The organism is Loigolactobacillus iwatensis (genome assembly GCF_003950295.1).
Classification (GTDB): domain Bacteria; phylum Bacillota; class Bacilli; order Lactobacillales; family Lactobacillaceae; genus Loigolactobacillus; species Loigolactobacillus iwatensis.
Genome location: NZ_RHNP01000003.1, coordinates 95664 through 109375, shown reverse-complemented (window position 1 = coordinate 109375; position 13712 = coordinate 95664). Strand labels below are relative to the sequence as shown.

Below are 13712 nucleotides of genomic sequence, written 5' to 3'. Positions count from 1 at the left end.
ACTTTAACAGAATATAAAAGTGGTGAATCATAATTCCGTCGAATTATGATTCACCACTAATGTTAGTCAGTTTTTGTGCTTTACTGAGTTTTTCTGCCATGCTGTCTCGCCTCTTTTATAGTGAACCAGAGTTAGCAACATTGTTGATTACCAAACCCTCTGACTTCAGTATAACCATCTTTAGCTTTTTTGACACATAATAAATATTATTTCGTGGTTACCGGTAATTCGTTAATAAACTTTTCAACTTCAACTTTCGTCTTGCGGTCCTTGTTAACAAAGCGGCCGAGTTCCTTGCCATCCTGGTAAGCGATAAAACTTGGGATACCAAAAATATTTAGTTCAGCCGCCAAATCAATGTTTTCATCACGATCGACAGCCAAAAAGGTGAAGTCCGAATATTCAGCTTCGATTTCTGGCATTGCTGGCTTAATAAAGCGGCAATCTGGGCACCAATCCGCGGAAAAGAATAACATGTACTTACCAGACTTAATTTGTTCTAATAATTCTGCTCGCGTAACTTTTGGTAAAGCTTCCATGGAAGAACCTCCTCGGGTTGCGATAATTGTAACCTCTTATTAATCTATCTTCAGGCACTATGAAACAAAATTTTGGTCAAATGCTCAATTTTGTCCATTGCTATAGCTTAACTTTCTAGCTTAAAGAATAACGCAAACCACTAAAATGTCCAGTAATTTGACGGTCAAAAGCAACCTGTAAAAAACAGGCTAAACTGGAATTCAGCTAGTAGAATTCATCGTGAACCCAGCGCTCTAATTTAGCATTTGATTAATTGTCGCCGCAACGCCATCGTGCACGTTATCTAAAGTAACTGCTTGCGCTGCCTGCTTAACGCTAGGAATAGCGTTTCCCATAGCTACCCCAAGACCGGCATATTCAATCATGCTCAGATCATTTTGCTGATCACCAATCGCCATCACGTTATCCGCCGTTAAGTTAAGCGTTTGGGCCAACATCGACAACGCACTCCCCTTATTCGTCCCCTTTTTAGTGGCCTCAAGGTAAAACGGAGCGCTTTTAACAAAGGTAAATTGTTCTTCAAAAGGACGCCAAACATCCTGGTGCGCAATTGCTGCATCAAGCACTTTAGGTTGATCGATATACATTCCCTTCGAAATTGTAATACCACGCATTTCCCCAGTTGTTCGGTATGAAAGTGGCAGTGAAACTAATTTAGCCTCGTGAACAGTGTATTCACTCATATCGCGATTGGCGGTGTACATTCGATCACTAGTTTCAACGTGAAAATGAATCGAAAGCTTCTGGGCCAGCGCCTCTAGATCAAGGTAATCGTCGTAGCTTAACGCGTTTGCGCTTATAATTTTTCCGCTAGTTGTCTGGGCCAAGGCACCATTAAACGTCACCACGTACTGATCAGTGGCGGCATTTATGCCTAATGTATCAAGGTAAGCAGTAACCCCAGTCATTGGTCGGCCGGTACATAAAACAACCTTGATTCCTTTTTCCGTTGCAGCCTTTATCGCTTGTGTCGTAGCCGGTGCCAGCTCATTTCTCTCATTTAATAAGGTCCCATCAATATCAATTGCTATTAACTCAATAGCCATAGTCATCCTCCTATAAACGTAATCCAATCTTCTTAAGATTAGCGGAATAACCTTTAATTTACAAGCAGGCAATTAGATATCATAACTCAAAATCATGGGCTGGTTAGTTAACGGATCAATACCCATTTTGGCGTTAATTTGAAAAACTTCGGCCAACATTTGTTCAGTAAAGACTTTACTCGGCGCACCCTGATAGCGAACCTTGCCAGCACGTAAACACAGTAACGTATCGCAAAAACGCGCGGCCTGATTAAGGTCATGAATAACTAAAATAATTGTCTTGTGTAATTTCTGATTTAATTGACGTAATAATTTCAAAATTTCTAACTGGTGCATTAAATCCAGTGAGCTAGTCGGTTCATCAAGCAATAAAATATCACTATTTTGCGCCAAAACCATGGCAATAAAGGCGCGCTGCCGTTGACCCCCTGATAAATTCTTAATTGTTCGCTGTTCCAGGCCAACCATTCCAGCCTGTTCTAGCGCTGTGTTTATTGCTACTTGATCAGTTTCCTGCAATCCTTGAAGTGGCTTTTGGTACGCGTAACGACCATAACTGACTAGGTCACGCACTAAAGTATCCATTGGTGCGCTAGGATTTTGCGGTAAACTAGCAATTTTTTGCGCGCGTTGTTTTGGCGCTAGATCACTAAGCTTTTGACCATCAAGCTCCACAACGCCAGCTTTAGGTTGCCGAAATCCAGATAGCACATTTAAAAGGGTCGACTTGCCGCTGCCATTAGGTCCAATTAGGCCAATGATCTCATGTTCAGGAAAAACAACGTTCAACTGCTTAATAATAACCTGCTGGCGGTAACCAATAACCAGATCTTTTCCAACTAATTTTGCCATGCTAATCCACCTTTGGCTCATATTCATAATTGAGAAACGTTTTCAATTAAATAGCTCTATTTTAGCAGAAGCGGCCTAATATTTATACATCAATTTGCTTGCGAAAATTGTTTTAGGCGCACAAAAATACGCTAATAACTAGGAGAGTGTTTGAAAAAGCGGTTAGATTATGGAGTATAGCCTAGGCGGGCGAAAAGAGACGCGCAGCGGATCGTTCGACCGTCGTAGCTATACGTAATAATCTGCTTTTTCAAACACGTTTCCATCAAACTAATCAGGAAAGCACTCCTTGACCTACTAAGCGATGACAAATTGATTAGCTTCTCCTAGTTATTAGCGTATAAAAAGATTAATTAAGTTTAAACGTACCAAACACTAGCTATCATTCTTAAGTACCTCTTGCTAGTCAATCTTCCGTTTTGGATTCAACAAATTCATTGGGTCAAATAAATCTTTGATCTGGTGTTGAAGCATATCAACATCGTCACCTAATTCTTCATTTACCCACTGATTTTTCAGCATGCCAACTGCGTGTTCACCGGAAATTGTGCCGCCTAGGCGTAAAGTTTCGTGGAACATTAGTTGTAAGGCCTGAATAACTTTTTCAGGGACTTCCTTTTCTTCTTTTGGCCAAATTAAACTTGGATGAATATTGCCATCGCCGGCGTGACCAGCCGTGTAAATATCAACGTCTAATTTTTTGCCAACTTCACTGATGTAATCCATCATTGGCGCTAGCTTAGACATGGGAACTGCCATATCCTCCATCACGTGGTTACCATTGGCAAAAACCGCTGGTAACATATCTTGGCGCAATTTTTCGATTGCAGCTGCTTTCTTTGGATCAGAAGTAACCTGCAAGTTCTGGGCGTTAAACTGATCCAGAATTTTTTCAGTAGCCTTCAAGGCCGCATCGCCACCAGTATCAAGGCGTAAAATCAGCATGGCGCCACTATTGTCAGAATAGTGGGTTCCCTCATACTTATCAATTGCTTCAACCGTGTGCGCGTCCAAAGCTTCAAGCATTGCTGGGTAAACACCAGAGGCGCGAATTTCAGTAACTGCTTTAGATAACTCGGTCATATCCTTGAAAAAAGCAACCCCGGTAACGGATGTGCCCAAAGGAATTGGGAACAACTTAACGGTAATTTCAGTAATGATGCCTAAAGTTCCTTCTGACCCAACAAATAATTGGGTTAAATTGTAACCAAAGGCCTGCTTTAAAGTGCGGTGGCCAAGTGAGATCTCGCGGCCATCCGCCAAGACGACCTTCATCCCTAAGACTGAATCCTTGGTTGCACCGTATTTCACAGTACTCATCCCACCTGCGTTAGTCGCAACGTTGCCGCCAACTGCGGAAATTGGTTTAGAACCTGGATCTGGTGCGTAAAACATACCAATTTTTCTAGCAGCAGTGTCCAAATCCTTATTAATAACACCAGGTTGAACAATGGCAACTTGGTCTTCACGGTTGACCTCTAAAATCTTGGCCATTTTGGCAGTCGACAAGATAATTGCACCATCAATGCCATCAGAGCCGGAAACGGTACTCGTTGCCGTTGTTTGTGGAACAACCGCAATGTGGAATTTCCGGGCAGCTTGTAAAACGCCCTGAATATCCGCGACATCACTGACCGCTACATAAGCAAATAATTTACCAGTTGCAACTTGCATCCCCTGCGCTGCATTTAAATGTTTCGCTAAGGTTGCATCATCTGTATAAACATCAGCGTTAGGCGCTGCTTGTTTTAAATATTCAATTTTTTGTTCATCACTGTACGCACGAAAAACGGCCATACTAAAACTTCCCTTCAACTAATAAAATCAAGTTCCAGAAGCACTTTACCATTTATCATACGCTAGCTCAATCATTTGGCTTCGGCGTAAAGTGCCGCAACCTTTTTTTGAACGTCTTGGTGATCTAAGAACTCCGTATAAGTCGTTTCGGCACGATCAATCGCACCATTTGGCGTTACTTCAACAATATGGTCAGCGATGGTTTGGATAAATTCGTAATCGTGGGAAGTTAAAATAATGGAATCCTTATAATCAACTAAAGCATTATTTAATGCCGTAATTGATTCAAGATCCAAATGATTAGTTGGATCATCTAATAAGAGCACGTTGGCCTTGGTTAGCATCAACTTCGCTAACATGCAGCGAACTTTCTCGCCACCAGATAGTACATTTAATTTTTTCAACACATCATCATTTGAAAATAGCATTTGGCCTAAGAAACCACGTAAAAAAGTATTATCGCTTTGTTCCTTGGATGCAAACTGGCGTAACCAGTCCAAAATGGAAAGTTCACTATTATCAAATTCAGCGTTAATATCCTTAGCCAAATAGCTACGTTGCGTCGTAATTCCCCAAGTAACCGTGCCGTGATCTGGCTGCAATTTACCAGCCAAAATTTGCATTAAAGTTGTCGTTGCCAAATCACTCCGGCTGATCAAGGCCGCCTTTTCCCCTGGCTTAATGGTGAAGGTGATATTATCCAAAATCTTAACGCCATCGACGGTTTTAGAGATGTTTTCCACACGTAATAAGTCATTGCCCAGAGGTCGTTCGCTTTCAAATTTAATGTATGGGTAGCGGCGACTTGATGGCTTAATATCATCTAAGGTAATTTTCTCTAATTGCTTTTTCCGTGACGTTGCCTGTTTCGATTTTGAGGCGTTGGCACTAAACCGAGCCACGAATGCCTGTAATTCCTTGATTTGATCTTCTTTTTTGGCATTAGCATCGGATTTCAACTTTGCAGCTAATTGACTAGATTCCAACCAGAAATCGTAATTACCAACGAATAGTTGGATTTTACCGAAATCAACATCACACATTTGCGTACAAACCGTGTTCAGAAAATGGCGATCATGTGAGACAACGATGACTGTATTGGGAAAATCGCCCAAGAAGTTTTCCAACCATTGAATTGTCTGTGTGTCCAACCCATTTGTTGGTTCGTCCAATAACAAAATATCAGGTTTGCCAAATAAGGCTTGCCCCAGCAAAACCTTAACTTTATCGTTTTCAGTTAGTTCACTCATTTTTAACTGCTGCATTTTTTCATCAATGCCTAATTGCTGCAGTAATTGATCAGCTTCAGTTTCGGCGCTCCAACCGTCTAATTCAGCAAACTCGCCCTCTAGTTCGGCAGCCTTCATCCCATCGGCGTCACTAAAATCAGCCTTAGCGTACAAGGCATCCTTTTCCTGCATGATTTCGTATAACCGCTTATGCCCCTGGATAACCGTATTTAGCACCGTTTCATCTTCAAAAGCATAGTGATCCTGGTTCAGACTTGCCATCCGTTCATTTGGTGAAATCGATACCGTTCCCGTAGTCGGCTTGATTTTACCTTCCAATATCTTCAAAAAAGTCGATTTGCCAGCACCATTGGCCCCAATAATGCCGTAACAATTACCTGGCGTAAATTTCAAATTGACGTCATCATACAGCTTACGGTCGGAAAAACTTAAACTCATATTACTAACAGTAATCAATGAATGAACCTCCTTAATTCGTGTTTCTACATTAGAACAACATTTTTATAATTTTATTAAAATTTCAATTACGATCAACACTAAAAGTACTATTATAACAATCTTTTCATTAAAAATTTCAAATTGACCCAAAGGACCACTCTAACATAGAAACACTTTTCTAGCAAAAAAGAGGCCTCACGTAATCTAGAAAAGAAATCTGGATTACGTGCGACTCTGTTTAAGTTAATGGGTCAATGTGACACTTATAGTTTAGGTCAGGCCATTTGAAGCAAAAGATGGTTTGGCGGTATTTAAAATTAAGTTAATTAGGGCCCATTTTAAAGAAATCCAGCTTACCGTACATTGATTTAGATCGTGTTTTGAAAATGTTTTTAACAGTATCCCCCTAGCGGAAACGTGTTTGAAAAAGCAGATTCCTGCGGTTAGCTACGCCGGTCGAACGATCCGCTGCGCGTCTCTTTTCGCCTAGCTAAGTGTGTTTGGAAATATGCCCTCACTTCTATGTTTAGTTTTGCGGAAACGTGTTTGAAAAAGCAGGTTCCTGCGGTTAGCTACGATCGCCAAATCATCTGTTTCACAGATAATTCGTCAATCTAGGCTAATCCTCAGAACCTAACCGCTTTTTCAAACACTCTCTAGCAATTGTCCCACCTGGCGAACCATCGCCAATTCTTCATTGGTTGGTACTAGCATCACTTGCAGCTTGGCTTCTGGCATTGACAGTAGGCCTTCCTTGCCAGTCGCGTTTAATTTTGAATCAATCGTTACACCTAGTGCTGCCAGCCGTTTACCAATCTCGGACCGTAGTTCGGCATTATGTTCACCAATACCACCCGCAAAAACAAGGACGTCCAAACCGCCTAATTCGGCAAAGTAGCCTCCAACGTATTTAACTACGCGGTTGATAAAAATTTCAATTGCTAACTGCGCCCGGGGATTATCGGTGGCCGCCTTTAAATCACGCATATCAGAAGAGATTCCCGAAATGCCAAGTAAGCCCGACTGCTGATTTAAACGTTTAATGACATCCGTTGCTGAGTCTAGATGCAGCTTCTCCATTAAATAAGGCACAACCGCCGGATCAACATCGCCCGCGCGTGTTCCCATCGTCAAGCCAGTCAGCGGCGTAAAGCCCATCGAGGTATCATAGGCCTTACCGTTTTTTTCGGCAGCCACTGATGAACCACTGCCTAAATGTAAAGTGATCATTTTTAAATCGGCTAATGGTTTACCAAGTAGCTCGGCGGCGCGATTGGCCAAGTATTGATGGCTAATTCCGTGTTCGCCGTAACGCCGAATATTAAATTTCTGCGTATCTTCGTAGGGAATACTGTAAATCGCGTTTTCTTCTGGTAAATCAGTAAAAAATTGACTGTCAAAAACCGCATATTGCGCAACTTGGGGTAAGACGTGCTGCATAATTTTAATATAGTTAACTTCCATTGGGTTGTGTAAGGGCGCAAAAGCCTTCATTGAATCAATTTGCTTTAGACGCTCTGGCGTTACTTTTACCGCGTGTTTGAAGACTTCCCCACCAGCAACGACGCGGTGGCCCACACCACTTAAATCACTTAAGCTTGTGATAATGTTGAGCTCTTGTAATTTGGCTAGCAATAATTGTGCGGCGTCTTCGTGATCTAAATGATCAATTGTTTTCGTATATTTCTTATTGCCCGCATATTTAATGGTAAAAATCGAATCAGCCATCGCCAAACGATCAACTGCACCTTTGGCGATCACCGTTTCACTGGGCATTTCAAATAGCTGCCACTTAAGTGACGAACTTCCTGCATTTAAAATCAAAATTTTTTGCATTGCGCACCTCCGTTATCACTTTTATCATACAGATAAATGCGCGGTGGGAAAAGCCTTATGCAGCGTTTTCAGAAAATAAAGTTTTTAAATTATTGCAAAAAGCTGTTATTGAAGTCGATGTTCACTCTTAGCACAACCATTTTACAAATAATATCGACCTTACCTGCTTAAATTTTTAAAACTTATATCCTAGTAAAGCATGAATAAAGTTGCGTTAGAAATGTAACTTCTGTTTTCACATTTATTTTTGCTATACTTAAAGAGTGTTTGAAAAAGCGCTTAGATTATGGCATATAGCCTAGACGGGCGAAAAGAGACGCGCAGCGGATCGTTCGACTAGCATAGCTATACGCAGGAACCTGCTTTTTCAAACACGTTTCCGCCAACTTAGTCAGGAGAATACTAATGAGCATATTTATCAAACATGACTTGGCTTAAAAAGTAATAAGAGAACCTTGGAGGTAGCAGTTATGACAAGACAGCATCAACGGGATGAACAATTAGTTGCCCTAGATCAGCGCTATTTTGCTGGCGCAGGGCGTTTACCTTTTTTTAATTTAGTCGTTGATCATGGTTTAGGGGCCGAGTTGTGGGACGTTGATGGCAATCACTACATTGATTTGCTGGCCAGCGCATCGGCCGTTAATGTCGGGCACAGCAGGCCGGAAGTGGTCCAGGCCATCAAACAACAGGCTGATCAGCTTGTTCACTATATTTCGGGCTACTTTTACCACCAACCTGAAATCGAATTGGCTGAGCGTTTGGCTAAATTAGCCCCTGGTACTGCGCCGAAGAAGGTCTCTTTTAGTACTTCTGGCTCCGAGGCCGCCGAGGGCTTAATTAAATTTGCCCGCGCCTATACCAAACGGCCAATCATCCTTTCTTTCAGTAACAGCTGGCACGGTACGACTTTGGGTGCCGCAACTTTGTCCGCAATTAGCCCAAACATGCACCGAAAAATGGGCCCTTTACTACCTGACGTCTACCACGTTCATTTTCCAAACGCTTATCGTGATCAATTACCCAACGAAACGACGGCGGCCTTTGCCAACCGTAGCTTTTACGAATTCAAACAATTATTTGAGCGTGACCTACCCGTTGAAGAGGTAGCCGCAATTATCATTGAACCGATTCAAGGTGACGCTGGAATTATTGCACCGCCAAAGACCTACCTACAGTCTTTGGCTAACTTTTGTCGGCAAAATGGAGTTCTGTTTGCCGTTGACGAAATTAACCAAGGATTAGGTCGTAGCGGTACTTACTGGTCGATTGATCACTACGGTATCGTCCCTGATTTATTGGCCACGGGTAAATCGCTGGCGTCAGGCATGCCTTTGTCGGCAGTGATTGGTCGTTCTGAAATCATGGACAGTTTGCCGGCACCGGCCAACGCAACAACAACTGCAGCCAATCCAATTTGTTGTGCAGCTGCCCTAGCCACTTTGGATGTGATTGATCAAGAAAAATTAGTTACTAAATCAAAAATTGATGGTCAGTATGCCGCCGACAAGTGGCGCGCACTACAACAAAAATACACCTTAATTGGCGACGTGCGCTGCATTGGCCTGAATGCTGGAATTGAGCTAGTTACTGATCGACAAACAAAACAGCCAGCAGTTGACGCTGCCCAAACAATTATCCGCGACTGCTTTGAACACGGCGTTTTAATGATTACTGGTCTGGATCATATTTTACGGTTCCAACCACCACTAGTAATCACCCGCGCACAATTGGATCAAGCTTTTACGGTGATTGATCAGGCTTTTGGACGCTATTAAAGTACGTTGCTAAATCTGACTTTTGCGCTACGCTGACTTAGTCCACGCGACAACGGCAGTAATACTCAGAGCCTGCGTTCCTTTCCAAATAAGTCGGATAACCACCGTAACTACAACTCATTATGTGCGTAATTTTGCTTTAATTTGAACAGCGATTTAATGGACAGTGATTTTTAAAACCTTATAATAAAGTTGGATAAAGCATGACCAACAAAATTGCTGATTTTGTCCAAATAATGAACAGTGTTAATTTTTGTTATCAAGGAGATGCATTATTTATGAACGTACAGGATAAATTTGACCAAATTATGCAAGAAGCCGCTCAAGTAGCCATTGCAACGTTAACGATTGATGGTCAGGCGCCAGATGTTAGAATCGTTTTATTTGTTTATCTACCAGAAACACATCAACTATTGTTCATGTCCGGTGCCGATTCACCGAAAGTCGCGGAAATCACCGCCCATTCCGTTGCAGCCTTTACCACGCAAGCAGTTAGTGAACAAAAGTACGCCCGCGCCAAGCAGGCTAAGATTCAAAAAGTAACGTTAACTGACTCAATGAAGCAGGCTTACTTTGATAAATTCCCAAATAGTGCCGCTTATGCTGCACATAATGATTTCTTTACGGTTGACTTTAATTCAGTTGACGTTACCGCTGATAATCAAACAGAGACGTTAACGTTTTAATCGAAGTTAGCTGAATTTGCAGCTGGGAACAGTGAATTTTGATTTAAAAGGATTAGGGCGTATCTTCAAAATCAATGAACCTATTCCGTTACTGAAATTTTGCGGCTATTTAGTAAGGTAATTTAGAAAAAGTCGAACACTTGCTTTGAAAATAGTTGAATTCTTACAAATAACGAACAATTTTCAATTTGAAGATTTGACCTAAATAATGTTAAAAAATTGATTTTATAACCTAAAACGGCTACGGCAAAAATAAAATTTTGTCGTAGCCGTTTTTGTGTGTCATGTGCAACTAATTGCAGTTAAAAAGTTCTTATTACTATTCTTTATGCCCGCTGCCCGGGCTATCTTGGCCTTTTTTAACTGTATAAGATTTGGCGCCAGTCCCTGCAAGCTGACCCCCTTCAGCGATCAAATATTCTGGGCGAATTGGTTTGTTCGCCAAAAAGGCCTCCAAAATCTCCCGCGTTCCGGCAGCATAGCGTGCCTGGGCCGAAAGCGTTGTGCCTGACATATGTGGCGTCATGGCCTCATGAGGCATTGATCGCCATGGATGATCGGCGGGCGCAGGCTGTGGGTACCAAACGTCCCCAGCATACCCGGCCAACTGACCAGATTTCAGAGCGGTAACGATGGCATCACGATCAACTAATTCACCGCGACTATCGTTAACAATGTAAGCACCGCGCTTCATTGAATTGATCATTTCCGTATCAAATAAATGATAGGTTTCGCTGTGCAAAGGTGGGCATAAAACAACTACGTCCATTTTTGCCGCCAACTCGTGAACGTCTTTAATGTAAGTCGTACCAAGTTCTTGTTCTAACTCGGTGGATAATTGATGGCGCTTATTGTAAAACAAATTAACATCAAATGGTTTGAGGCGCTTCAGCACTGCCTGGCCAATTCGACCGGCACCAACCACGCCAACTGTCATGCCCTCTAAATCATAGGCATGTTCCACGATGTCAGCAATATTCCAACCGCCGGAACGAACAACATCGTGGGCGGGCACAAAGTTGCGGACCAAGGCAAGGACCTGCATCACATCATGTTCGGCGACACTAACACTATTGCTATATGTGACTTCGGCCACAGTAATATTATGCTGATTAGCGGCGTTAAGATCAACGTGATCAGACCCAATTCCGGCCGTAATCGCCAATTTTAATTTTTTGGCCTTTGCAAGCCGTTCAGCTGTTAAATAAGCCGGCCAGAATGGTTGCGAAATCACCACATCTGCATCTGGTAATTCACGATCAAAAACCGAATTAGGCCCCTCTTTATCAGAAGTGACAACTAATTCATGACCTTGGGCCTCAAGAAATTTTCGTAAGCCAAGCTCACCGGAAACACTACCCAGTAATTGTCCTGGGGTGAAGTCGATTGCCTTAGGCGTTGGCACACTACTACCATCAGGATACTGCGTGATTTGCGGAATTGAATCCCGGGCGTAGTCGGTTGGGTAACCATTAATTGGATCTGGGTATAAAACACATAAGATTTTGGCCATTTAAAATCCTTCTTTCTTAATTTAAAGTGAAAATTTTGTTTACATTTTTCATTATACTTTAATTTTAGGAAAGCGCTTCATTTTTTTGAATTATTTTTCTTATCCGTCGATAAATTAAAGAAGTGTGCCAAAAGTTGGTTTTGGGTTTACTGCGTAACGTAAGCTAATCTAATAACCGCACTGTGGTTATTAGATTAGCTGCAGTCGTGTTTGAAAAAGCAGATTCCTGCGGTTAGCTACAACAGCCAAATCACCTTTTTCAAAGGTAATTCGTCTGTTTAGGCTAATCCTCAGAATCTAATCACTTTTTCAAATACTTCCGTTAGGCACGTGAACTCAGACTTTTGGCACACGTTCTAGCGTAATGCTCAGGAATAAGTCAGGGGGCTAGAACTTTTGTCCCAACCGCTCAGAAAAAAATACTAGCCTGCTGGTAGTTTAATTTAAAAACTGACTGGTTTGATATTTAACCGATAAGTAGTGTCGAAAAGACACACTGACCAGTAGCACTGCTACAAAAATAAGATGGGGTTGGGACAAAAGCCCTAGCCTCATCTTATTTTTGTAGCAATGTGTATCCGCTGACCGACTGCAGTAATTCTAAATCACAGAACTGAATCTAAACGTTCTTAAAATTTCTTATTTCTAAAATTGCATTGTCAAAAGCGCGCGCACGCCTGCATAAGCCATAAACGCAATGACAATCCAACCAGTGATCAGCAACCACCGGGGATGGCGGTAAGTTGCCCCCATGATCTTCTCTTTCGTTGCAGCGACCAGCAGAATCGCCAACGCAATTGGTAAAATTAGCCCATTAAGTGCCCCTACAAAAACGAGCACTTTGGCTGGATTACCAATAAAGTAGAAAATTGCGGTTGAAGCAACAATAAAAGCAACAATCAACCAAGAACGGAAACGCATATACTTATTTTCACTACTTTGATTGACTGTGTAATCTAAGAAAGAAACGGAGGTGAAGGTCGACCCTAAAGTTGAAGTCATCCCGGCCGCTAATAGCAACAGGCCAAAGAATTTATAACCAAACTGGCCTGCGGCATCTTTAAAGATTGAAGCGGCTGGATTAGCTGGATCCAATTTATGGCCGGCCATAACAACGGCTAAACCGGCTAAGAACAACATCACCCGAATAATGGAGGCAATGGTAATCCCGGTTAATGCGCCTTCCTTAACGTACTTGATGTTTTCTTGACCGTGAACGCCGCCTTCTAACAAACGATGACCACCAGAGAAAGAAATATAGCCACCAACTGTCCCACCAACGATGGTCACGATGGAATAGAAATTAACGTGCGTCGGCATAAATGTATGCACGATCGCTGGCTGAATCGGAACTGTCGATACTGCCAAAATGTAAATCAAAATACAAACCTTAATAACGGCCAAAAATTGAACCGAACGATCAACAACTAACATGGCATTCTTAACTAAAAAGATAACGATTGCTGCGGCGGCGGCAATCAGGGCACCATTTTCCGGTGAAATACCAAAGAGGACGTTTAGCCCAAGGCCTGCACCACCAACGTTCCCGATGTTAAAGAAAAAACCACCAATAACAATGAGGGCCGTCAGCAAATACCCCAGTCCAGGAACCACTTCGTTGGCCAAAACCTGTGCCCTTTTTCCTGAGACCACGATAATGCGCCAAATATTCAATTGAACAATAACATCAACAATGATACAAATTAAAATTGCAAATCCAAAATCGGCGCCCATCTTCCCCGTGAAAGTTGCCGTTTGCGTTAGAAAACCTGGCCCAACTGCGGCCATTGCCATCATAAAGGCTGCCCCCATGGCAACACTAAGTGGTGAACGTTTCTTTGCTGTTTGATTCTCTTTCATTCAATTCTCTCCCTTCATGCTCGAGCGTGTTTAAAAAGGCAGATTTCTACACTTGCCATAGTTGAACCAACAGCAGATGGCCAATCAAGATTATTAGCATGTACTGCGCTTCGGAC

Annotated in this window: 10 protein-coding genes; 2 read left to right on the top strand and 8 right to left on the bottom strand. The window is 42.2% G+C overall.

Annotation, left to right across the window (positions count from 1 at the left end):
- Positions 1–206: 206 nt before the first annotated feature.
- The 6 genes from EKM98_RS01750 to EKM98_RS01725 form a co-directional block, all read right to left on the bottom strand.
- Positions 207–539, bottom strand: a complete 333-nt coding sequence (locus EKM98_RS01750) for a thioredoxin family protein (RefSeq protein WP_125980126.1) — start codon at positions 537–539, stop codon at positions 207–209.
- Positions 540–773: 234 nt separating this feature from the next.
- Positions 774–1586 (bottom strand): sugar-phosphatase, encoded by an 813-nt coding sequence (gene yidA, locus EKM98_RS01745; RefSeq protein ID WP_125980124.1) that lies wholly within the window; start codon positions 1584–1586, stop codon positions 774–776.
- Between the two features lie 72 nt (positions 1587–1658).
- Positions 1659–2438, bottom strand: a complete 780-nt coding sequence (locus EKM98_RS01740) for an ABC transporter ATP-binding protein (protein ID WP_125980123.1) — start codon at positions 2436–2438, stop codon at positions 1659–1661.
- A 402-nt stretch (positions 2439–2840) separates the two neighbouring features.
- Positions 2841–4235 (bottom strand): FAD-binding oxidoreductase, encoded by a 1395-nt coding sequence (locus tag EKM98_RS01735; RefSeq protein WP_125980121.1) that lies wholly within the window; start codon positions 4233–4235, stop codon positions 2841–2843.
- A gap of 71 nt (positions 4236–4306) precedes the next feature.
- Positions 4307–5941, bottom strand: a complete 1635-nt coding sequence (locus EKM98_RS01730) for an ABC-F family ATP-binding cassette domain-containing protein (protein WP_125980119.1) — start codon at positions 5939–5941, stop codon at positions 4307–4309.
- A 627-nt stretch (positions 5942–6568) separates the two neighbouring features.
- Entirely contained in the window at positions 6569–7759 is a 1191-nt protein-coding gene (locus tag EKM98_RS01725) for an acetate/propionate family kinase (protein ID WP_125980117.1), read from the bottom strand.
- 470 nt (positions 7760–8229) lie between these two features.
- Here EKM98_RS01725 and EKM98_RS01720 point away from each other — a divergent pair, with 470 nt between their 5' ends.
- Both EKM98_RS01720 and EKM98_RS01715 read left to right on the top strand, forming a co-directional pair.
- Complete coding sequence (locus EKM98_RS01720) at positions 8230–9537, top strand: aspartate aminotransferase family protein (protein WP_125980116.1); 1308 nt, start codon at positions 8230–8232, stop codon at positions 9535–9537.
- Positions 9538–9740: 203 nt separating this feature from the next.
- Positions 9741–10223: a pyridoxamine 5'-phosphate oxidase family protein gene (locus EKM98_RS01715; RefSeq protein ID WP_125980114.1), complete on the top strand. Its 483-nt coding sequence runs from the start codon at positions 9741–9743 to the stop codon at positions 10221–10223.
- Positions 10224–10542: 319 nt separating this feature from the next.
- Here the strand turns inward: EKM98_RS01715 and EKM98_RS01710 are convergent, their stop codons facing one another.
- Together EKM98_RS01710 and EKM98_RS01705 are read right to left on the bottom strand one after the other, a co-directional pair.
- Positions 10543–11736 carry an NAD-dependent formate dehydrogenase gene (locus EKM98_RS01710; protein ID WP_125980112.1) on the bottom strand — a complete coding sequence of 398 codons (1194 nt, stop codon included), beginning with the start codon at positions 11734–11736 and terminating at the stop codon, positions 10543–10545.
- A 645-nt stretch (positions 11737–12381) separates the two neighbouring features.
- Positions 12382–13596 (bottom strand): NRAMP family divalent metal transporter, encoded by a 1215-nt coding sequence (locus EKM98_RS01705; protein ID WP_125980110.1) that lies wholly within the window; start codon positions 13594–13596, stop codon positions 12382–12384.
- Positions 13597–13712: the final 116 nt, after the last annotated feature.